This window comes from Enterococcus sp. ZJ1622, from assembly GCF_011038845.1.
In the GTDB taxonomy this organism is placed as follows: Bacteria; Bacillota; Bacilli; order Lactobacillales; family Enterococcaceae; genus Enterococcus_B.
Genome location: NZ_JAAKDW010000022.1, coordinates 1 through 23,567 on the forward strand (window position 1 = coordinate 1; position 23,567 = coordinate 23,567).

The 23,567-nt window shown below is 41.4% G+C and carries 18 protein-coding genes and 1 pseudogene; 3 read left to right on the top strand and 16 right to left on the bottom strand.

Translation table 11 applies throughout. From position 1 onward, the window contains the following. Positions 1-662: 662 nt before the first annotated feature. From G7Y42_RS13975 to G7Y42_RS14000, 6 genes are all read right to left on the bottom strand, one after another. Entirely contained in the window at positions 663-2,165 is a 1,503-nt protein-coding gene (locus G7Y42_RS13975; protein ID WP_165007198.1) for a HAMP domain-containing histidine kinase, read from the bottom strand. Continuing rightward, a complete protein-coding gene (locus G7Y42_RS13980) occupies positions 2,162-2,848 on the bottom strand; it encodes a response regulator transcription factor (RefSeq protein ID WP_165007195.1) in 687 nt (228 codons plus the stop codon). Before G7Y42_RS13980 ends, G7Y42_RS13975 begins: the two co-directional genes overlap by 4 nt. A gap of 191 nt (positions 2,849-3,039) precedes the next feature. After that, on the bottom strand, positions 3,040-4,461 hold the full coding sequence (gndA, locus tag G7Y42_RS13985; protein WP_165007192.1) for an NADP-dependent phosphogluconate dehydrogenase: 1,422 nt from the start codon (positions 4,459-4,461) through the stop codon (positions 3,040-3,042). Positions 4,462-4,629: 168 nt separating this feature from the next. Further along, the gene (gene rpmF, locus G7Y42_RS13990; protein WP_002290970.1) at positions 4,630-4,809 is read right to left on the bottom strand and encodes a 50S ribosomal protein L32; all 180 of its coding nucleotides are present in this window, start codon (positions 4,807-4,809) and stop codon (positions 4,630-4,632) included. Positions 4,810-4,865: 56 nt separating this feature from the next. Then, positions 4,866-5,435 (bottom strand): DUF177 domain-containing protein, encoded by a 570-nt coding sequence (locus G7Y42_RS13995; RefSeq protein ID WP_165007189.1) that lies wholly within the window; start codon positions 5,433-5,435, stop codon positions 4,866-4,868. A 191-nt stretch (positions 5,436-5,626) separates the two neighbouring features. Continuing rightward, on the bottom strand, positions 5,627-6,592 hold the full coding sequence (locus G7Y42_RS14000; protein WP_165007186.1) for an AEC family transporter: 966 nt from the start codon (positions 6,590-6,592) through the stop codon (positions 5,627-5,629). A 180-nt stretch (positions 6,593-6,772) separates the two neighbouring features. Here G7Y42_RS14000 and G7Y42_RS14005 point away from each other — a divergent pair, with 180 nt between their 5' ends. Beyond that, complete coding sequence (locus G7Y42_RS14005; protein WP_165007184.1) at positions 6,773-7,675, top strand: LysR substrate-binding domain-containing protein; 903 nt, start codon at positions 6,773-6,775, stop codon at positions 7,673-7,675. A 34-nt stretch (positions 7,676-7,709) separates the two neighbouring features. Here G7Y42_RS14005 and pyk read toward each other — a convergent pair whose 3' ends face one another. From pyk to dnaE, 3 genes are all read right to left on the bottom strand, one after another. Next, entirely contained in the window at positions 7,710-9,494 is a 1,785-nt protein-coding gene (pyk, locus tag G7Y42_RS14010) for a pyruvate kinase (RefSeq protein ID WP_165007181.1), read from the bottom strand. 107 nt (positions 9,495-9,601) lie between these two features. Then, the gene (gene pfkA / locus G7Y42_RS14015) at positions 9,602-10,564 is read right to left on the bottom strand and encodes a 6-phosphofructokinase (protein ID WP_165007178.1); all 963 of its coding nucleotides are present in this window, start codon (positions 10,562-10,564) and stop codon (positions 9,602-9,604) included. A 168-nt stretch (positions 10,565-10,732) separates the two neighbouring features. Beyond that, a complete protein-coding gene (gene dnaE, locus G7Y42_RS14020) occupies positions 10,733-14,047 on the bottom strand; it encodes a DNA polymerase III subunit alpha (RefSeq protein WP_165007175.1) in 3,315 nt (1,104 codons plus the stop codon). Between the two features lie 174 nt (positions 14,048-14,221). Between dnaE and G7Y42_RS14025 the strand changes: the two genes are divergently transcribed. Beyond that, a complete protein-coding gene (locus tag G7Y42_RS14025; protein WP_165007172.1) occupies positions 14,222-14,410 on the top strand; it encodes a YjzD family protein in 189 nt (62 codons plus the stop codon). A 105-nt stretch (positions 14,411-14,515) separates the two neighbouring features. Here the strand turns inward: G7Y42_RS14025 and G7Y42_RS14030 are convergent, their stop codons facing one another. Both G7Y42_RS14030 and G7Y42_RS14035 read right to left on the bottom strand, forming a co-directional pair. Then, complete coding sequence (locus tag G7Y42_RS14030) at positions 14,516-15,712, bottom strand: multidrug efflux MFS transporter (protein WP_165007168.1); 1,197 nt, start codon at positions 15,710-15,712, stop codon at positions 14,516-14,518. A 279-nt stretch (positions 15,713-15,991) separates the two neighbouring features. Next, a complete protein-coding gene (locus tag G7Y42_RS14035; protein ID WP_165007165.1) occupies positions 15,992-17,428 on the bottom strand; it encodes an NCS2 family permease in 1,437 nt (478 codons plus the stop codon). 295 nt (positions 17,429-17,723) lie between these two features. Between G7Y42_RS14035 and G7Y42_RS14040 the strand changes: the two genes are divergently transcribed. Then, the gene (locus tag G7Y42_RS14040; RefSeq protein WP_165007163.1) at positions 17,724-18,533 is read left to right on the top strand and encodes a Cof-type HAD-IIB family hydrolase; all 810 of its coding nucleotides are present in this window, start codon (positions 17,724-17,726) and stop codon (positions 18,531-18,533) included. A 93-nt stretch (positions 18,534-18,626) separates the two neighbouring features. On the opposite strand, the gene G7Y42_RS14045 is transcribed toward G7Y42_RS14040, so the two are convergent. From G7Y42_RS14045 to G7Y42_RS14065, 5 genes and pseudogenes are all read right to left on the bottom strand, one after another. Further along, entirely contained in the window at positions 18,627-20,783 is a 2,157-nt protein-coding gene (locus tag G7Y42_RS14045; RefSeq protein ID WP_165007160.1) for a penicillin-binding protein 2, read from the bottom strand. 301 nt (positions 20,784-21,084) lie between these two features. Beyond that, positions 21,085-21,933, bottom strand: a complete 849-nt coding sequence (locus G7Y42_RS14050) for a MurR/RpiR family transcriptional regulator (RefSeq protein ID WP_165007157.1) — start codon at positions 21,931-21,933, stop codon at positions 21,085-21,087. Between the two features lie 180 nt (positions 21,934-22,113). Then, on the bottom strand, positions 22,114-22,419 hold the full coding sequence (locus tag G7Y42_RS14055; protein WP_165007154.1) for a hypothetical protein: 306 nt from the start codon (positions 22,417-22,419) through the stop codon (positions 22,114-22,116). Then, entirely contained in the window at positions 22,412-22,777 is a 366-nt protein-coding gene (locus G7Y42_RS14060) for a hypothetical protein (RefSeq protein ID WP_165007151.1), read from the bottom strand. The genes G7Y42_RS14055 and G7Y42_RS14060 overlap by 8 nt, the downstream gene beginning before the upstream one ends. Before the next feature lie 10 nt (positions 22,778-22,787). Continuing rightward, a pseudogene (locus G7Y42_RS14065) lies at positions 22,788-23,567 on the bottom strand (hypothetical protein); the annotation flags it as partial.

The following is a 23,567-nucleotide window of genomic DNA, read 5'->3' on the forward strand; positions in this document are numbered from 1 at the left end:
TTCAACTGTTAAGCTCAATTTGTTTGCTAGCATATTGCTTGCTTGTTAAAAATGTTTGTTGTCTTGAATCAATCAAGACGCCCTACACATTTGGTTTGTCTTACTTTGTTCAGTTTTCAAAGGTCTAATCTTTTTGTTCCAACAACTCTTAAATCTTAACAGATCCTTTAGAAGTTGTCAACAACTTTTTTCAACTTCTTTTATCAGAAGTTTTTCGCTTTTTCTTTCAGCGACTTAATCATCTTAACATCTCATTTGTTATTTGTCAACAACTTTTTTCAACTTTTTTCGTTGATATAACTGATGTCTTAGATTTTCCGCCTCAAGCGACTTCGTTATTATAACATGGTGTAAAATGAACGTCAACACTATTTTTAACAAAAATATTTTTTTGCTTATGTAGTGTTTCAGAACAAATAATAATATATCAAGCTCTTCCCTAAAAAGCAATAGAAACATTCATATTTTTCCATATTATTTTGAAAGGCGAATGATCACTTCCTCATCTGTTTTTTCGTTCTTTTTTTGCTGTTATTTTTTCTTCATGTATCTCTATTCTTGCTTGAAAGTTCGGCGCTTTTACGGTCAATCTCATCTTTTTTAATCCCGCAAAATCAATATTCCGAGGATTTTAATAAAAAAACAAGTAAAGTTTTTACACTTTACTTGTTTTCTGGCTTAGCTATCGGAATAAAAATCCTAAAAATCGTTCCTTGTCCAACTACGCTTTCAGCAAGGATTCTCCCTTTGTAATTTTCCACAAGCTGCTTAGCGATGGATAATCCGAGGCCGTTTCCACCTTTTGTCCGAGCTCTTGCTTTGTCAACACGATAAAACCGATTGAAGATTTTTTTCAGATCCTCTTGAGGTATTCCTTCTCCAAAGTCTTGGATAGCTATCTCAAATTCGTTCAAAGTAGAAGAAATCGAGATGTGGACTTCTTTTCTTGTCGTAGAGTATTTCACCGCATTGTCTAAGATGATGATGATCAGCTGTTCGAAATGGTTTCGATAAATCTGCAAGGTCACTTCTTTTGCTAAATCGTCATCTAGTATGATGACGTAGTCAGGATACAGGATTTTAAAATTATTATATACCTGGTAAGTCACTTCTTTTGCAGATGTCGTTTCATTCACATAATGGATATCGACTTGTTCTGCTCTTGACAGGTCTAACATTTCTTGCACAAGGCTTTTCATTCGGCTTATTTCCTGCATGCTTGCACTCAACGATTCTTCAAGTATTTCAGGATCATCTTTTCCCCAGCGATTCAACAAACTTAGATGTCCCTCGATAATCGCTACTGGCGTTCTCAATTCATGGGAAACATCTTCTACGAATTGTTCTTGCTGTTCGATATACAGACGCATCCGATCAAGCATTTCGTTGAATATTTCCGCTAAATCAGCTAATTCATCGTTCGTATCGATCTCAGGCATGTGAATGTCTGACTGCGGATCTTTTCTGATTGTGTCCATGGTATCTCTGAGAACCTTCAACGGCTTCAGGAAATAAGAGGATAGGAAAAACCCGAGGATACTACTCAGGATTAACGAGACGACTTCTAAAACAATCAATGTCAATAATAGCTTGTTACGTATATCATAAAAAGAAGAAAGTTCATAAAAGCTCTGTGCGTATCCGATTTTTTCTCGCGTCCCTTTGGAGTAAATAGGCTGAATCGATAAGAAACCTGTTTTCCCATCCATCGTCACGATGGTAGGCACTTTTCGATTCGTCTGGATCAGTGCCCGTCCTTTTTCATGCGTTTTGAAAATAAGCTTTTCGTCTAGATCGTAAACATACAGATCCATCGAAGGCTGTCCTAACTCTGCAATGAAGGAATCGATTTTCATCAGATTTCCTTCAATGACCGATGTATCGTCCACATGACTTTCATCCCCTGTGGCGTTTGTGAGGTTTCGATACGTATTGACTAATGTCAGCTCTTCATCAGAATTGGCTAGTCGTGAGACAACTTCCGAAATCGTTCGTTCCACATTGTTTCGCTCTTTAGCCACGATCAGGTTGATGGAAGATTTGTACGTGATAACTGCAAAGATCGTGAATACAACAAATATGAAGAAAGAACTTGCAAAGGCCCATTTGATTGTTAATGATGGGCCTTTCAGTTCTCTTTTTCCTGATTCTTTTAGTTTTGTCACGAGCGCATCACATAACCTGTTCCGCGAACGGTTTGGATGTAGCTTTCCTCCCCTGGAACATCAATTTTGTTTCGAAGATATCGAATATAGACATCGACTACGTTTGTTTCGACCTCTGTTTCATATCCCCACACTTTATTCAGTAATACATCACGAGCTAATACAACGTTCACATTTTCCATCAAAGTCAATAGCAACTCATATTCTCGCTTTGTCAACTCAATGACTTCCGTACCGCGACGGACGACACGGTTTTCTTTTTCGATTGTCAGATCCCGATAAGTGATTGTTGTCTGTTTTGCGACATTCTTATCCCCTTCGATATCGATTCGACGAAGCAAAGCGCGCAAACGAGCCAATAATTCCTCAATCGCGAATGGTTTGACGATATAATCGTCTGCTCCATGATCCAATCCTGATACTCGATCAATGACAGAATCTCTGGCAGTCATCATGATAATCGGTGTATTTTTTACTTGGCGTACGCGTCTGCAGACTTCTAATCCATTTAATTCCGGCAACATCAAATCTAATAAAATGGCATCCCACTCATTATTTAATGCGGCATCTAGCCCTGTACGGCCATTATAATGGACTTCTGCATTGTACCCTTCATGCTTTAGTTCCAGCTCGACAAATCGTGCCAAGTTCTTTTCATCTTCAATGATTAGAATATTACTCATTTATTATTTTATCCTTTCTTTTCTACGGGCTTTTTAAAAACTCTATCATTATACCGATAATCTGCTTAAAAATCTATAGTCATTTTATCATGAATAATTGATTTTAAAAAGAGCTGAAGTCTATTCGGATCAATCGACTTCAGCTCTTTCGTCATTTTTTTATTTTCTCATTATTAAAAGTGAGAGAACACTTATTCTTCATGATACCATGAGTAATGGAAGATGCCTTCTTTGTCGACACGTTCATAGGTGTGTGCACCAAAATAATCGCGTTGGGCTTGGATCATATTTGCAGGTAGACGTTCTGCTCTATATGAATCGAAATAAGCGATTGCTGAAGAGAATGTTGGTACTGGCACACCCGCTTGGACTGCTAATGCTACGACATCTCTTACTGATTGCTGGTATTTCTTCGTGATTTCTACAAAGTAATCATCTAACAAAAGATTTTCGATTTCTGGATTCTTGTCATAGGCATCAGTGATCTTTTGCAAGAAACGTGCGCGAATGATACAGCCTGCTCGCCAGATTTTAGCGATTTCGCCAAATGGCAAGTTCCAGTCATATTCTTTAGAAGCGACGCGTAACTGTGCAAAGCCTTGTGCATAGCTCATGATTTTGCTGAAGTATAGTGCTTCGCGGATTTTTTCGACTAGCTCTTTTTTATCTCCTGTAAATTCAAAGTCATTTGTACGAGATAAGATTTTGCTTGCTTGGACACGTTCTTCTTTGTATGCAGAAATATAACGAGCAAAAACAGATTCAGTGATCAGAGGAAGCGGCACGCCTAGATCCAAAGCGCTTTGGCTTGTCCATTTACCAGTTCCTTTATTTCCTGCAGCATCCAGGATTACATCTACGATCGGTTTGCCGGTACCTTCATCGTCTTTTCGAGTCAAGATATCTGCCGTGATCTCGATCAAGTAGCTGTCTAATTCGCCTTGATTCCATTCCTTGAAGATATCAGCCATTTCATCAACTGAAAGACCAAGAATGTTTTTCATCAAATCATATGATTCAGCGATCAACTGCATATCTCCGTATTCGATCCCGTTATGGACCATTTTCACGTAATGTCCTGCTCCATTAGGTCCGATATAAGACACACATGGAGCGCCGTCTTCTGCTTTTGCAGAGATTTGTTCTAAGATTGGTGCTACCAGTTCATAAGCTTCTTTTTGGCCGCCAGGCATGATCGAAGGGCCTTTTAGTGCGCCTTCTTCTCCGCCGGAAACCCCTGTACCGATAAAGTTAATACCAGAGTTGGCTAATTCTTCATTACGTCGGATCGTATCTTTGAAGAATGTGTTCCCGCCGTCGATCAAAATATCTCCTTTATCCAAATGAGGCAGTAATTCTTGGATCGTTGCATCTGTTGCAGGTCCTGCTTTGACCATTAAAAGGATTCGTCGTGGTTTTTCGATCGAATCAACGAATTCTTCGATTGTATAAGTTGCTTTGAAATTTTTGTCTGGGTGTTCTTCCACCACAGCTGTTGTCTTCGAACCAGTACGGTTGAATAGCGCAACAGAGTATCCGCGGCTTTCAATATTCAAGGCCAGGTTTTTACCCATAACGGCCATACCGACAACGCCGATTTGTTGTTTTGACATATGAACTCCTCCTACATTTGGGATGATCTCCCTAATCTCTCTCATTATAGCCTAACATCGCTTCATTGCAAACTAAAGAAGAAGATTTTTTTCTTTCTCCTGGATAAAAAATAAACCCCAAGGCTCCATGGTTAGCCTTGAGGTTTTACATTTTCTAATTAAAATGTATTAAGCTTCTTTAGACATTACGTCCTTACCATCGTAGTAACCACAATTTGCACATACGTGATGGCTTTTTTTCATTTCACCACAGTTTGGACATTCGTTTAACCCTTTGATTGTCAATTTGTAGTGTGTACGACGTTTTGCTTTTTTCGCTTTTGATGTTCTTCTAGCTGGTACTGCCATTTTGCTACACCTCCTTGTAAAGTCTTGTATCGATAACGATACAATATATTCCAATCTTACGCGTTATCGTCCTCTTCTGATTCAGAATCAAAAAGTTCAGATAGTTTTGCAAGACGAGGATCTATTTTGGTCTCGGCTTCTTCCAGTTTTCTTCGCTCGTATTCTTCTTCAGAGACAACTTCCCAATCTGTCCCTTTAGGAAGATCAGTTGTTTGTTCTTCTTCTTTTGTCAATACGCGCATCGGAATAGCCAGTAAGATGTTGTCTTCGACCGATTCTGCCAAATCCAATTGCGGACCTTCTATCAGCAAAATCTCGTCTGCAGACATTTGATCGTCTCTGCGCTGGTACTGCTCTTCGGTCATAAAGACTTCATCGACGGAAAAATCCATCGGCAGCTCAACTGGCTCTAAAGAACGAGTTGACGGAACAGTCAGAGTCGTCTGCACAGTGTAATGAACGAGATAGCCTTTGTTATCAACTGAAACCAGACCTTCGACTTCCACTGGCGCAACATCTAATATCAAATTGTCTCGCTTCATGAGAGAGGCTTTCAAGTCGAGCGTCTCATGAAAAGTTAAGGGTGTCTCTTGGTATTTTCTCAATTCCAGTAAAGACCATTTCATTATTTCATCACTCCTAAGCAACAAAAGCAATTATACAGGGCAAAAACCACATTGTCAATGAAATTTTCTTGACACCTTACAGTTCATAAAAAAACAAGGAGACCACAAGAAACATGTAGCGTCTCGATTGGTCTCGCTTGTTAAGATTCTTTCACTATTTTAGTTATCTTCTCAGAACTTCTGTCTTCTCATCAGATGAATTGGACGAGCTGCATCAGGATAGGAACAACGATCACGAACAGAATCGTACTTGTAGTGACTAGGTTGGTTGCATACTTGACATCCCCATGTGCTTCATTTGCCAGTATTGGGAGAACAGCAAGCATTGGTGTCGCTGATTGTACGACAAGTGTTTGTTTCAATAACGGTGCCAAATCTGCGCCGAACATATTGCTTCCTAGGCTGATCAATGCGATCAATACAGCTGGTGCTAAGATGAACCGGCCGATTAAGGCAACGACCGTGTCGCGATCGAATCGGATACTCTTCAAACCTGCATCATATAAAACGATCCCGATATAGATCAATGAAAGTGGCGTTACGATCCCACCGACATAACCAAGTGTCGAATTGATGAAATCAGGTACTGGTATTTCAAGAAGCAAGAAAACAATTGCGACGATGAACCCCAGTAATGGAGGTGGAAGTAATTTTTTCCAGTTCAGTTTCGCTTTCGTTTCTCCTTTCGTCTTCGTCGGATCATCATTGGAAATCAAAAAGACTCCGAATGCCCAAGTCGAAATCGTATTCGTCACGTAATATACGAGAAAATAAGGCAAAGATTTTTCACCAAACAACGCAATGTTCAGTGGCAATCCGATAAAGATCGTATTTGCATTGACTATCGCATTCATAAAGATCCCGCGTCTTCCTGGCTGGATACGCAAGACTTTCACCAAGAGATAAGCGATCAGATACGAAATAACGACTGCACCTACCGGATAGATCAGACTTCCTGACAAATCGATCAAGCTACTTTTCGTCAAATTTTTGAGTACAGAAACAAAGATCGATGCTGGTAAAGCTACTTTGGTAATCAATGACGAAATGCTTTTGCCAAAACTTTCATCAAACCATCCTAAACGTTTCAATATATAACCTAAAGCAATCATAAGAATAATACTTACTACGCTTTCAATTGATTGAAAAAATACCATTTTTTACATCTCCTACTCTTTTGTCATTTTTACACCTAGTATCAGCCCATCTCCTTCATCATTTGTTTTTTTCATTTTTTCTTTTGTTTATGGTGTTAGTTTAGCCTTTTCTATTTGATATAGTCAAAAATATAGATTACAATAAACATTATTTATATGAATGAAGGAGTGACTGCTTTTATGAATACTCGAGATATCGAATATTATGTACAGATCGTCAAACAAAAAAACTTCACGAAAGTAGCTAATCATTTTGATGTCAGTCAGCCAACCATTACATACGCCTTGCAGCGCCTTGAAAAAGAGCTGGGTGCAGTACTTATCACACGTGATCGCTCCCATCATGAACTGATTATCACAGCCGCTGGCAGACAGTTGTTCCTTCACGCTCAGTCGATCTTACAGGAAATCACTATGGCAAAAGCAGAGATTGCCCAACTGCAAAAGAAAAAACTGCGCTTTGGCATGCCGCCGATCATCGGCAATGAATATTTTCCGAAGCTGTCTAGTTACTTTATCAAACATAACTTGATGAATCAGATCGAGATCACGGATGGGGGATCAAGGGATCTTTACGGGATGATCCACCAGGGAAGGATCGATTTGGCTGTATTGGGCTCTACACAGCCGATCGTCGACCAGAAACTAGAGACAGAGCTTTTGCTGGACAAACGTTTCATGATCATCGTATCGCCTTCTCATCCTTTGGCCGACCGTTCTTCGGTTTCTTTCAAGGACTTGACTGATGAACAGTTCGTTTTATTGAATGAACACTATGTCCATCCAGCGGCATTCACAAAATTATCGAAACAGACCCATACTGACCCAAAAGTTGTGTATCAAAGTAATGACTTGACGATTTTAAAGAGTATGATCCGGGAAAATGTCGGAATCGGCTTTCTGACTGAAATCGCTGTTCATCCAGAAGACAATCTGGTTTGCGTCCCGCTATCTGATGAAGTGCAGCCTCGTTTTCTGATTTCTCTGGCAAAACGGGCGCAGCAGATCCCCACACCTCTGCAGGAGCAGGTGATCCAAGTGATCCATGAATTTGTGAAGACACAAAAAAACAGCCCTTCCTAAGAAGAGCTGTTTTTCATTATACAAGTATGATCGATTAGATGGCTGTTGTTTCGCCACGGTATACGATACCACGACGTGAATCAACAGTAATCAATTCACCATCAGTAATTGTTGAAGTTGCTTCTTTAGCACCAACGATTACAGGGATATCTTGAGCGATACCTACAACTGCAGCATGTGAAGTCAAACCGCCTTCTTCAACGATTACAGCTGCTGCTTTTTCGATTGCAGGCATGTATTCTTTGTCAGTTGTTGGAACGACTAAAACCATTCCGTCTTTTGCTTTTTTGATTGCTTCTTCAGCTGATGAAGCAACGACTGCATTTGCAACGACTGATTTTTGGCCAACGCCTTGAGCTTCCAATAACTTTGAACCAATCATTTGGATTTTCATTACGTTAGTTGTTCCGCGTTCACCAACTGGTACACCAGCAGTGATCAAGATCAAGTCGCCTTCTGAAGCGAAACCTAATTCAACTGCTTTTTTAGCAGCTAATTCGAACATTTCGTCAGTTGTTGATGGTTTTTCAGCAACTGTTGGGTAAACACCCCAGTTCAGCATCAAGCCGCGTTTTGTACGTTCGTCAAAAGTAACAGCCAAGATGTCAGCATCTGGACGGTATTTTGAGATCATTTTTGCAGTGTAACCAGATTCAGTTGCAGCTACGATTGTTTTCACGCCTAAGTTTTTAGCAGCGCGAGCAACAGATAAACCGATTGTTTCTGTTACGTCTGTTTTGTCGAATTCGTTTAATTGGAAAGTACCTAGTTCTGCTAAAGCATTTTCTGCTTCTTGGTCGATACGAGCCATTGTTGAAACAGCTGCAACTGGGTAGTCCCCGTTTGCTGATTCACCTGATAGCATCGTTGCATCAGTTCCGTCAAATACAGCATTGGCAACGTCAGAAGCTTCCGCACGTGTTGGACGTGGGTTTTCTTGCATTGATTCCAACATTTGTGTTGCTGTGATTACTGGGATACCAGCAGCGTTACATTTTTTGATGATACGTTTTTGAACCATTGGTACTAATTCAGCTGGGATTTCAACACCCATGTCTCCGCGGGCAATCATAACACCGTCAGAAACTTTGATGATTTCATCGATGTTGTCGATTCCTTCTTGAGATTCGATTTTAGGGAAGATTTGAACATGTGTCATGTCTTTTTCTTCTAGAATTTCGCGGATATCAAGAACGTCTTGTGCTTTACGTACGAAACTTGCAGCGATGAAGTCGATGTCGTTGTCTAGACCAAAACGGATGTCATCAGCATCTTTTGGTGTAATACCTGGCAAGCTGATTGATACGCCTGGTGCATTCACACCTTTACGTGATCCTAGCATACCTGCATTTTTAACTTCTACGACCAATTCACGATTTGCTTCGTCTTTTTCGATGATTTGCATGTCGATAAGACCGTCATCAAATAAAATATGTCCGCCTACATGAACGTCGTCGAATAGTCCAGGATAAGTTACAGCGATTTTTTCTTTTGATCCTACATGTTCAGGATCCATTGAGATGCGTGTTTGATCGCCAACTTCGAATTTGATGTATCCTGCACGACCAAAATCAGCTTCGGTTGTACCTTGAACAGTTGTACGGATTTCAGCACCTTTTGTATCTAAAAGGATACCTACATCTTTCCCTGTTTTCTTAACTGCTTCACGGACCATTTTCATACGTGATAATTGTTCTTCATGGTCTCCATGTGAAAAGTTAAAGCGGAAGACATTTGCCCCAGATTCAATCAATTGAGAAATAATTTCTACTGAATTACTTGCTGGTCCTAATGTACTAACGATTTTGGTTTTTTTCATTTACAAAACTCTCCCATTCAATTTTGTTTATTTAAAGCCGGTTAAAGCCTAAATACCTTTTATATAGCTAGCTCGAGTATCTGCACTAGCTTGGTTTCTTTCATTTATTAGAATGAAAGTGAATTATTCAAATCATACAATGATAAGTCTGGTTTATGCTTGTTGTTTTCTAATGTATCGATGATATCAGCAGCAACGATTTCGTTGTCCAAGATACCTATGCACAATCCGCCTTTGCCTTCTTGAAGCAATTCAACAGCATATGCACCGAATTTACTTGCTAATACACGGTCACGTGCGCTTGGTGAACCACCGCGGACAACGTGTCCTAAAATTGATACGCGAGTATGGTAGTCGCCATATTCAGAAAGTTTATCAGCGAATTCATTCCCGCCCATTACGCCTTCAGCCAAGATGATCAAGCAATGTTTCTTCCCACGATCGCGGCCTTCTTGGATCTTTTTAGCAACTACAGCCATATCAAAGTCATGTTCAGGAATGATGATTTCATCTGCTCCGCCAGCTACACCTGACCACAAAGCGATGTCTCCTGCATTACGACCCATTACTTCGATAACGAATGTACGGACATGTGATGTTGCTGTGTCACGAATACGGTCGATTGATTCAAGCACTGTATTGATTGCTGTATCGAAACCGATTGTGAAGTCAGTGCCAGGAATATCGTTATCGATTGTTCCAGGGATACCTACTGCTGGGAAACCGCGTTTTGTCAAAGCCATTGCGCCATGATAAGAACCGTCTCCACCGATAACTACCAATCCTTCGATGCCGAATTTTTTCAATTGTTCGATTCCTTTTAATTGACCTTCTTCGGTTGCAAATTCTGGATAACGTGCAGAGTACAGGAATGTACCGCCGCGTTGGATCTTGTCGCCTACATCAGCAACATCCAGACGACGAATATCACCTGCAACTAAACCAGCAAAACCATAATTGATCCCGTAAACTTCTAGACCTTCATAAATCCCTTTACGAACAACGGCACGAACAGCTGCGTTCATTCCAGGTGCGTCTCCGCCACTGGTCAATATTCCGATGCGTTTCATAATAAACATTCACCTCATTAAAATACTTTATCCTAAGCATGACTTAGGTTTATAACCTTTATTTGCGTTAACCACGACTAACATTCTAACATTATTTTTCCCGCTTGTCTTGATTTACGGATAAAAAAATGAAAAAAAATGAAAGCAAGCAGTATTTTTTACCGTAAGTTATTTGAAAACAACATTTTCTTCCTTCAGTAAGTAGGATAATTGCCCCTTCAAGCTGCTGCTTCCATCCACCCAATAGTTTTCTGATAAAACAAGCTTACGCTGATCTTTCTCATGATACATCACCACTGGAATATATCCCGGATGTTTCTGAAAAATCGTCTGCAGTTTCTTCATGGTTTGCGGCTCATCATTTTCTTCTATAATACGCAAGTAGCAAGTTCGATCTGGATATTGGGATTCAAGCTGACGCGGATCAGCGAAAGTCTCACCGATCAATTGGAGCTCTTGGTTGTACTTACTGATTTCTGTACGTCCCTGTACAAAGAGGATGTTATTTTCCTCAAACAATGGGCGAAATTGCCGATAGAGTTTCGGAAACACGGTGACTGCGATTTCTCCGCTCGTATCAGCTCCTTCGATGAAAGCCATCAATTCGCCTTTTTTCGTGCGTATCTCTCGAATCGATTTGATCATGATCAATATACTTGCTGATTGTTGCGGGATGATTTCAGTAATCAAATGGATTTGCTTTGCTAAGCGGAGTTTTTCATAGCCCTCAGTAGGATGACCAGAAAGATAGACGCCCAGGTAGTTTTCTTCTAATTCCAAGCGTTCTTCTAAGGTGTAGTCTGGCACTTCTTCTTCTTTCAAAGCCATGATACCTAACAGATCGATACTTCCACCACTATAGGAGATGTTTTGGATTTTCCCTTCCAATTCATTCATCAGTTGCTTGCGATTGGGAGACAATTCATCAAAGACGCCTGCTGCCGTTAAAGATTGTAGCAGATCAAGTTTTAGCCAGCGTTTGTCTATACGGATCAGGAATTGATCCACCGATTTGAATGTGCCATTTTCTTTTCGTTCTCGCAATACGTCCTCAACGAAGTCTCGGCGAACTCCCTTGATTGCGGTCAAGCCGAATCGGATCTCTGTTTCATCCACTAGTTCGAATCCGTAATGGCTGAGATTGATGGAAGGAGCAGATAGTCTTACCTTGTATTTACGTGCTTCGGCAATATATTCTTTCAGCTTTGACGTATTATGCCGCACAGAATTCATCAGGCTGACAAAAAAAGCGCCTGGATGGTGTGCTTTCAGATAAGCCATCTGAAAACCGACGAATGAATAAGCGAACGCATGGGAACGATTAAATCCGTAGTTAGCAAAACGCTCGATATATTCATACACTTCCACAGCTTTTTCTCGTGAATAGCCTTGCTGCATCGCACCAGTTACAAAGTGATCACGCTCACTGTCCAATACGTCTTTTTTCTTTTTGCTTACTGCTCGCCGGAGGATATCTGCTTGTCCTAGTGAAAAACCTGCCATGGTAGAAGCAATCTGCATGATCTGCTCCTGATAAACGATGACACCATACGTATTTTCTAAAATAGAGGTCAACGAAGCATCAGGATATCGAATGGTTTCTTTTCCTTTTTTCCGGGCGATGAAGGTATCGATGTTTTGCATAGGTCCTGGACGATACAAGGCATTCACTGCAGCGATATCTTCTATATTTTCCGGTCCTAAACGGCGTAAGACATTACGGATACCTGCTGATTCGAACTGAAACACCCCTGTCGTGTCCCCACGCTGAAACAGCAAAAGAGTTTTTGGATCATCAAGAGGGATTTCTTTCAATTGAAGATCCTGACGTTCCACACGTTTGATATTCTTTAATGTGTAATCGATAATGGACAGATTCCTCAATCCAAGGAAGTCCATCTTCAACAGTCCGATTGCTTCGACATCATTCATCGTATATTGGGTCAAAAATGCTTCATCCGAACCTTTTTGCAAAGGGACTAGATCCAGCAGATTCCTATCGCTGATGACTACTCCGGCCGCATGAGTCGAGACATGCCGAGGCAGTCCTTCCAGTATCGACGCGGTTTTAAAAAGAAGCTGGTTTTTTTCACTTGACTGTACTAGCTCTTTTAATGGCTTCGATGTCTGGTAGGCTTGATCCAGTGTGATCTTCAACTGGTTAGGGATAGCTTTTGACCAACGATTCGCTTCGCTTTGCGACAAGCCGAAGACTCTAGCTACATCTCGAAGGACCATTTTCGCTGCCATCGTCCCGAATGTGGCGATTTGTGCCATGTGATACTGTCCGTATTTTTCTCGTACGTAATCCAGCACTTCTTCTCTTCGGTTATCTGGAATATCTAAATCAATATCTGGCATCGTGTATCGTTCCGGATTCAAAAAACGTTCAAATAACAAATCATATTTTAATGGGTCTACATCAGTGATCGCCAGTACGTAAGCGACTAGCGAACCAGCTGCTGATCCCCGACCAGCGCCTGTCACGATATGGGTATTGTGCGCAAAAGCCATCACATCCCAGACGATCAGGAAATAATCATCAAAGCCCATCTGGTGGATAACGGATAATTCATAGTCCAATCGTTCCTGGTACTCAGGGGTAAGCTTCTCGACTCGTTGAGACAATTGCTCTTGACATAGTTTTCTGAGATATTCACCAGCAGTTTTCCCCGCTGGAACTGGATAATGCGGTAATAACTTTTGATGGAATTGAAATTCGAAAGTGACGGATTCAGCTAATCGCTGTGCACCTGCGATTGCCCGATCCAGTCCTAATGTTTCAAAACGTTGGATCATCTCGGGTTCAGGAAGCAGATATCCGCTTTGTTTCTGCTGAATCGTTTTTGTCAATTCTTCTAGAGGAATCTGACTTCCTTCCTTGAGGTGTTTCATCGTATCCAATGCAAAAAGCTCTTCTTGTCGTAAAGCTGCAATTGGACGCAAGGCACATAACGCAACTTGTTCTTTTGCTAAAAATTCATGCCATGTCGGAAGCAATTCAGGAAAACTCTCAGTCACACCGACATAGAAATCTTCGGAAGCGACTTTTGACTTTAGAAGCTGCCAATGTGGCAAAAAACGATCCGTATCTTCGAATTCTGCTGCAACCGAAGCTTCCTGAGGCACAACAAAGATCAGATGATCGGTTTCATCGATTTCTGAAAACGATAGCTTTTCTTGGATCATTTTTTTGCTGGAGATTTGCATCAACTGCTGGTAGCCGATCTCATCTTTGGCATAGATCAATAAGCTGTAGAGTTGTTCTTCGTAAATATAGCTGACATTCAACCCGATGATCGGCTGGATCTCTTCTTCCTTACATATACGATAGAATTCTGCTGCGCCGTACAAGACATCTTGATCCGTGATTGCAAGAGATCGATAACCTGCTTTTTTTCCTTCACGGACATATTCTCGGATCTGTATCGTGCTTTGCAGCAAAGAATAGGAAGTTGTAGTATAAAGTTGTGGGAAAAACATCTTGCATTCCGCCTTTTTTTTCGTTAAAATTCACTAGCAGCAAAGGTTGTGAACGGTGTAGCTGCTCAGTTTCATCTGTTTTCTGGCTCATCTTGAGCAGACTTTTTTCATAGCCTCGTTTCTTTACATTCAAAAAAAATCTGTTAAACTTAAATTAGAAAAGAGGTGTTCTTTATGCGATATATCGTAACATTATTCTGGTCATTCATTCTAGGTCAAGTCGTGGGTTACATTGGTGGCGCGCTGACAAAAGGAACTTATGATTTTACATTGACAACAATCATTTCGTTAATTGCAGGCATTTTAGTCATTTTAATTGGTGCTGTTGCCGTACCTAGAAAAGAAGCCTCCACCCATTCATAAAAATCAGAAAAGGAGCTGCGAAGGATGCAGCTTCTTTTTTTGCTTAGATACGGTTTTCTTATCGACATATTTATGGAGGCAAAAGCTCGCGACTCTTCTTTCGAGTTATAATTTACTGCGAAGTACCTTTCGGAAATTGAACAAAGATAAAAGGATATTCGATAGTACGAACAAGCTTGTGACGATGAACACAGCGCTGTAATTGAACGCATGTGCCACGGTCGATCCTACCATCGGTCCAAGCACTTGCCCGAAATTACTGAACATCTGGTTGTAGCTGTAAACACGACTGACTCCTTCTTGCGGTGTGATCTTGCTGATCAATGTATTGATCGATGGCATCAAGGCACCTGTAGAAAATCCTAAGATAAAACGCAAGATCCCCAGTTGAAGTGGTGTTGTCACAAAAGCCATCGGTAAATAACAACATAAAGAAAGAACGAGTCCCGCTAACAGAACTTTCTGATTTCCGATCTTGTCTCCCAGTTTTCCTAGTCTAGGTGATGAAAATACTGCTGAGACCCCTGCGATCGATACGATCAATCCGCTGACAAATAGAATGTTTTCCGAATTTCCGCTCAGTTCTCGTATATATAATGTCAGAATCGGGCTAATCGTTGTGATCCCGATCTGTAAAATCAAGGTGGTGATGAAAAGTCCGATTAAAATAGATAGGTGATCCATTTTGGAGAATATTTCTTTTGTGCTGATCATATCTTTTTTCTCAACTGGATGAAAGTCTTCTTTTACTAAAAAGATCGTTAAAATGGTCGTGATCAACAGTAACACACCAGTGATCAAAAAGACATTCTCCATCCCGAACCATTGGGCTAATGCTCCACCCATCGATGGCCCGATCAAGTTCCCGGCAATCGCTCCAGTAGCCAACGTCCCTAGAGCCCAGCCACTTTTTTCTTTTGGTGCTTGGGATGCGATCATCGCTGTCGCATTCGGGATGTACCCCGATAAAATCCCATTCAAAAAACGCATGACCAGCAGCCAGTAAGCATCAGGTACAAAAGCCAAAGACCCCATTGTCAGGGTCATCCCGGCAGCAGCTCGGATCATCATGAGTTTTCTTCCTTTTCTGTCAGCCATGTTCCCCCAGATCGGAGCCACGATAGCAGCTGCAAACGCAGTGACCGAAATCGCTAATCCAGAAAACAATTCGACTTGATCCTTTGGTGTGCCTAATTGCTCTACATATACAGGTATGAACGGCATGACTAAACTAATACTTGCTCCGGTGAAAAAGCAGCCGATCCATGCAACAAATAAATTTTTTCTCCATTTTATCTCCATCTATCATCCCTCTTTCGTCTCTTTTATCATACCCATTTTCGAAACCACGTGCAACGCTAGGAGACAGAAAACTGCTTGAAAACAACAATAACTGAGATTATTATTGCTATCTCCTCTTTTTCAGCTGCTTTGTCCTCAAAGAACGTCTTCTATCTTTCTTCTGCTTTTTATTTTTATACTACCAATGTTTTGATTTTGTGACAAAAAAACACCCTCGATCATCCAATGAGGGGGACAATCGAGGATATTCCTGATTTTCAGACTATTTTTAGTTAATGATTAAATCGTTGCTAAGATGATGAAGTTGATGATGAATAAAATATCCACGATCCATAAAGCAAGAGATACTTCGCTTGTTTTTCCTTTGATGACTTTCACGATCGTATAGAAGATGAATCCAGCAGCAATCCCGTAAGAAATGCTATAGCACAATCCCATAAAGATCGAAGCAAAGAAAGCTGGCAGTGCTTCTTCCAGATCGAGCCATTTGATATCTGCAAAAGAAGCCATCATCATTACCCCAACTAAGATCAGTGCAGGAGCTGTCGCTTGTGTAGGCACGATCGCAATCAGCGGAGAAAACAGACTGCTCAATGCGAACAATACCGCAACGACAACAGAAGTCAATCCCGTACGTCCGCCTGCACCGATACCTGCTGCAGATTCAACATAAGTCGTCGTATTTGACGTACCGAAGATCGCTCCCACCGAAGTAGCAATCGCATCGGCAAACAATGCTTTGTCCATCTTCGTCTTGAAGCCTCTGCCATCTTCCAGCGCATCTTCATCTTCTTTTGAGAAGATACCAGTACGACGGCCTGTCCCAATAAATGTCCCGATCGTATCGAATGTATCAGACAAACTGAATGCGATGATCGTCATCAATACTTGAGGGATCTTTGATGTATCGCTGAACAAAGACTGCATACCTTCTGAGCCGAAAGCTGCACCAAATGTCGTTCCTAGTTCTTTGACCGAATTTCCTAAAGAATTGGCTTGCCAGTCAATCGCACCTAAGTCAACGACACCCATGAAGATGCCTAAGATCGTTGTTACGACGATCCCGATAAGGATTGCTCCACGAATATTTTTCACGACTAGAATCGCAGTTAGCACCAAACCGATGACCGCTAACAGAATCGGCGCATTATTGAAATTTGCCAAAGCAGGAACGATCCCACCGTCAATCGTCACGTTCGTTGCTTTTCCACCTTCGACCACCGAACTCGTGATCGCTGCCTGATCGGCTGAAAAAGAGAGGAAACCAGCATTTTTGATTCCCACATATGCAACGAAGATTCCGATCCCGCCGCCAATCGCATGCTGCAAACTTTCAGGAATAGCATGAATAATCATTTTTCTGATATTCGTCACAGTGATAAAAATATTGATTAGTCCACAGATGAAGACCATCGCTAATGCCTGCTGCCAAGAATAGCCCAAACCGAAGACAACAGTGAATGTGAAGAACGCATTCAATCCCATCCCTGGTGCTTGTGCATAAGGCACATTCGCAAACAGCCCCATAACGAGCGTCCCGATGACTGAGGCCACGATCGTTGCTAAAAATACCGCTTGAAACGGCATACCTGCTGCCGATAAGATCGTTGGATTCACAAAAAGAATATAACTCATGGCAAAAAAGGTCGTCACACCTGCCATAATTTCTGTTGATACATTTGTATTGTTTTTCTTCAAACCGAAAAACTTGTCCATAAAGTTCCCACTCCCTGATTTTTTCTGATGGAAAAGCAAAAAAATTAAAAATAAGAAATAAATATTCCGTTACCATCGAACAATTCAAAATTATATAGTCGTTTCATTCGCTTTTCAACTTATTTTTGATAAAAAAGCTTTTTTTATTCGTTAATGTTCGTCTTTTGCTAAAAAAACGACTTATAGAGCGATCATTCATTCTTAAAATTGCCTTATGACAGATTCGTCTCTTGTTAATTGATCAAAATATGCTAGACTGAAACAAAACATCAGCTTTGGAAGGAATGACTCTAAATTGAACAAAAAGCTAATTGCTATCGATCTGGACGGAACGACTTTGAACCAGGATTCGATGATTACAGCAAAAACCGAAGAAACACTTAAAAAAGCTATAAATGCCGGCCACTATGTCAGCATTGCCACGGGACGCCCTTTTCGCATGAGCTACCAGTTCTATCAACAATTACAATTGAAAACGCCAATGGTCAATTTCAACGGCGCGCTTGTCCATATCCCGAACCAGCGATGGGCTGGGGAAAAAGAAACCTCGATCAATCGGGACATTGCTTTTGAGATCCTAGCTCAGAAGAAACAGCTGAATTTGAACTTCATCGCTGCTGAGAACCGCGAAACGTTTTTTATCGACAGTCTTGATTTTTTTGACGAAAAAATCTTTGCCTCCACTCGTCCCGGACAAAAGAACATCTTATCACCTAAAAATCTGACCACTGATCCAACTTCACTGCTCGTACGCACAGAGAAACGATTTGCTGAACAGGTTTCTACCGAATTGACAAGACAATTCGGGGACTATGTAGATGTTCGTACATGGGGCGGACCGATGGCCATCCTTGAGATCGTATCAAAAGGGATCGAAAAAGCCAAAGGAGTGCATCAGATCGCCAATTATCTTGAGATCGAGCAAAAAGACGTGGTGGCATTCGGTGATGAACATAATGATTTGGAACTTTTGGAATACGCTGGCTGGGGAGTAGCGATGGCAAACGGTACAGAACAGCTCAAAGGTGTCGCAAATGATATCACCGAGCAGACAAATCAGGAAGACGGCCTTGCTGCTTATCTTGAAAAACTGTTGAAGCTTTGATACTTGATTCCATGTATCATCCCATAAAAAAAAAACGAGACTTGGTTTTTGACCAATGTCTCGTTTTTTACTATCTGAAACAGAATGTATCGCTTATTTTGCCATAAACATGTCATAGTAAGCATCTGTCACTTCTTTTGCGATCGTCAGGTTCATGTGATCTTTTTCGTCCAATAAATTAGGAAGAACCACACTGACGGCGATCTCAGGATTATCTGTCGGGCCATAAGCCACGATATTACTGTTGACAGTGGTGATATCTGGATGTCCTTCTGCTACTGTTTCAGCTGTCCCGGTTTTAGCTGACAGATCCATTTTGGCACTTGCTAGTGGTTTAGCTGTCGTATAGCCATCTGTCCCGTGAACAACCTGATGGAAACCTTCACGAAGGATCGACATGTCTTCTGCTGAGATATCCACATTATTCTCTACTTTTGGACCGATCTCTTTCTTAACGTCTCCCAGTCCGCCATTTTCATCATTCCCGTAAATGGCTTTGACGAGGCGAGGCTGGATTCGTTTCCCGCCATTTGCTACGGTAGACGCATACTGTGCCAACTGGATCGGTGTATACGTATCAAACTGACCAAATGCTAAGTCCGTAAAGTTCCCTGAAGTATACCATTGTTCTCCGCCATTGTCTGCGTTGAATTTCTTCATATATTCAACTGACCGGGAGATCCCTGGTGATTCATTCGGCAAGTCGATTCCTGTAATCGTACCAAGTCCGTACTGCTTGAACGCATCACGCAATGCTTGATAAGCATTCGCTTCTTCATCTAAACTTGGTAATCCCATTCCTGGTGTGTACTCCAAGCCAAGCATTTTCAATGCGACTTTGATCATATACGTATTCGAAGACAGTTCCAATGCTTGGACAGCCGTTAGTGCTCTTTGTCCGGTTCGATTGAAAACTGAGCTTTTTTCAGTGGATCCTTGCAAGCGGATCGGTTCATCGATCAGTACTTGATTCCCGCTGATCACATTGGTTTGCCATCCAGCAGTCAATGTACCAGCTTTTACGACGGACCCTGGAGTAAAGGCACTAGTAATCGTCCCTAAGGCATTTTCAGTTATTTCTTTTGAGCCTTGCTCATGACTGAATCCAGTCATCGCTAAAACTTCCCCAGTTTGAGGATTCATCGCTACGACATAAGCGCCAGGCGAATATTGTGCCTTGCCGTTATTGATCAAGGTCTGATAATTCGTTTTTAAAATCTCTTCGACTTTGTTTTGGAAGTCCGCATTGATCGAAAGCATCAGGTTAGACCCTTTTTCGCCTGCGAAAATCTCTTTCTGACTGGAAACATTGCCGTCTTTGTCTAAATGTACTTCATATTGTGTCTTCGTTCCCTGCAGCACATCTTCATATTGTTTTTCCAGATAGCTCTGTCCTACACGATCATTACGAGAATAGCCTTTCGCCAGATATTTATCGACTTCATCTGCTGGCAATCCTTGTTTTTCTGTCGTGACACTACCAAGGATACTCTTCAGCGAATCTGCTGCATTGTATTCACGTGTCCAGTCTGTACCAGTGGATACGCCCGGAAGTTCGGAAGCACGTTCGGCAACCACCGCTAATTCCTGATCTGTGACACCGGAATTCTTGATATAAACAGTGTTCAGCTCATAAGCGCTGTTCATACGTTTGAAGATCGTGGCAGCTTTCAATTGTTCTTCATTGAAGCTGATTTCTTCATCTGTTACTTTATCTACAGTTGCGCTGTATTGTTCGCTGTTATCTAACTGTTTTTCTTTTGCAGACAGCCGTTTCGACGCTTCTTTCAAGTGTTTAGGATCGGCTAGCCAAAAGTCTTTTTTGTCCCGCTTCGTCAAATTTTCATCTGCAGGCACATCGATCAGCGTATTCAGTTTTGTTGCGATTTTCAGCATGTCTTCTGCTGTGACTTTTGATCCTCGTGTATAAGTGATCGCTTGATTTGCTTTATTCGTCACTAATGCTTTACCAGTAGAGTCATAGATCATCCCGCGAGGCGTACTTTCCTGAACCGTGATCGTCGAGGTCGATTTGACTCGTGCTTCCATCGCTTCTCCGTCAACGATCTGCAGATACCCTAACCGAGCAATCAGTGCCACAAACAACGTAAATATAATGAAAAAAAGAAAATTTAAGCGAAAAGGGACATGCGAACGTCGAAATGGTTTGTTTTTCGGCTCTTGTGTGCCTTTCCTCAATTTATCAACCCAAGAATTATTCACTATTTTTTTCATAAAATCTTTCATCATTTCCTATCCTTCCGCCTATTTACATTCATGCTATATTGTACCTAAAAATACCATAATAAAAAAGGAAAAGTCTGTAGAGCAAGAAATTCTTTAATTAAATTCAAGATAAATTCAAACTTTTGTTTCACAAGACTATCACATCTGCTAAATACAAAACTAACAAAACATATAAAAATAAACACTTTTATGAAACAATGCTTTCTAAATCCGTGAAACACTGCTTGGTTTATTTTGTTTGTGGAAAACTATGATTTGTTATTTCATTATGAAAAGGGTTATAAAAACATCTTCCTTCCCTTTTTTATGGTCTGGTATTGAAATATCCTTGGATAGCTTCTCTCGTTTTCCCCACCTTCGTGCTCAACTGTTCATTTTTAGCCATGTAAAAATAGAAAATGATGTCGATTGTCGCAAACTGGGCTAACAGCGAGTTCGTTGCTGCACTTCGATTCGTGATCTCCTTTGGCCGAGAAGTTTGAACGATGACATCTGCCAGCTTGCACAGCGGATTATTGCCGAACTGTGTCAATGCAAGAATCTCTATCCCCATCTCTTTTGCTAGTTCCGCCAAAGCGACCACATCTGCGCTTTTTCCGGAATTCGAGACTAGCCAGAGTACTTTCTTCGTTTCATTACTTACCAGTTGAGGTAGCAAGACGTGGATATCTTTTTCAAAAATGATCGGTTTGCCTACGCGGGACCATTTTTGAAGGATATCTTCTACTACTAGTGCAGAAGCCCCTACACCATATAGAAAAACCGTTTCAGCTTTTTCTAAACTTTCCACCACTTTTTGGATTGTCTCTTCTTCTAGCACATCCACAGTTTCTTTGATTGCCACTTGGGCATTGTTCCCCAGTTTGTTTTTGATGGAATAGAAAGATTCATTGGGTTCGATGTCACTGAACCCTTCAACGATCCCTGTCTGGAGTTCCGTCGAGATCGTGATCTTAAAATCTGTCAAACTTTGAAATCCTATTTTTTTAGAGAAACGAACGACAGTCGGTGCACTCAAGCCAGAAGCTTCTGCTAATTCGTTTGCTGTCATTGTCGGGATCTTTTCTACATGGTTGATGATATAATCAGCAAGTTTCTTTTCTGCCGAAGAATATTCTTCCATCATGCTTTCGATTCGGCTAATTACGCTCATAGGTTCTCCATCCTTTTTCTTAAAGTCTATGTAAGTATACCATATTCAAAGAATCCGATTAGATAAAAAAACAAAAAAGCTTCTAAAGAAAGAGTAGTCGAACCGACTCAGAAAATCAGAGCAGAGCTTTTGGTTTTCGTGAGTCGGCTCAAAAGGGCATATTGATTCCTTACCCTCCAGTTACAGGGCTGCAAACTGATCAGTCACTTGTTGTACAGCTTCTTTCGCAGCGTCCACCCATTTTCCTTCAGCAGAAGTAGAAAAACTGTTTTTGTAACTACGACTGGCACTTTTCAGTGTCTCGATCCCTTGTGCTTTTCTTTTGCGGGTAAGTTTTTTTCTAGTTTGTGAAGTTGCCTTGCTTGGTCTAGCGACTAAAGAACGGATCAGCTGTTTTTCCAGATTTTTCTGCTGCTGGGCAAGTTCAGCTTTCGCTGCTTCCAACAGGGCATCGATGCCACTCATGATAGATTCAAATTCAAACATACGTTTCTCCTTCTCTTCGTGACTTTCTGTATGCTTCTTCATACTCGCGGATTTGTTTTCTATACACAGCCTGGTTTTCATCCAAACGCTCTTCCAGTTTGCGTTGGGCCATTCGTGTTCGATGACTTGATTCCTCACTTGCTTGTTGCAAGAGGCGGTAGGCTGCTCTTTTGTCTTCAGGATGAACTGCTTCATAATGCTGGAGTGTAGTATCTATTCGTTCAGAAATATTTTCCAAATAGCGTTGGAAGTTCCTTCGTTCATTAGAAAGCTGTTCTAGATGGTTTTCCAGTGTCACACGATTTTTGCGGTAGGTTCGTTCGGTCTCTTCTATTTTTCTGCTAATCTCTCGTTCCATCTCTTCCCTCCTAAAATAAATAACGGCTTAATTCACGGTCTGTATCGACTTGGTTTTCGATCGCTTTTTCGATGTCTTGCAGTAAAGTATCTAGGGTTTCTTCTGATTTTCGTAGCACTGCTAATGATTGCTCATAGGTTTCCACGGGTTCTTTGACGATGGTCTTTTCGGTCGCGCCACCAGAAGCAAGGGCTTCCATTTCTTCGTGATAAGTCAAATTCCCGCCCCAATACTGGGCATCTGCTTTAGTGGTCTGCCAAAGCTTTTCGGCGTTGATGATTTCTGTCTGGAACCATTTTTTCAAGGCAGTGATCTCTGATTGCACGGTCTTCTTGTAACCCGAAGTGACTGCTTTGGCTTTTGAGGCATCCAAAAAGATTTTTTGAGCAGAAGACAGACTGCCTTTTGCCAGAAATTGTCTCTTCACGTTTTCGATGCCGGCAAGACGCTGCTGGGTCTCCAATCCGATGACATCAGGTTCTCCTTTCGTATCAAGCAACACATTCCCGAATTGGTCATACTGATACCCGCCCCACATGTGCTGGTCGATCCACCCGACTTTTTTTGACAACACTGGACGCATTCGACCGACCATCGGTTTGTCTTTGCCATAGCCGATCGGTACCAGGTCTTTCTCATCGACATAATTGTGTAGTTTCCCTGATCTTGTCAGCAGATCAGCGACCACTCGCTGACTTGGCGTCAATACCGTATAAATATTGGGGCCTTGGAAAAAATATCCTCCACCGAGCCGCCTGCTTTCCTCCAACGACAGATCAGCAACAGCATA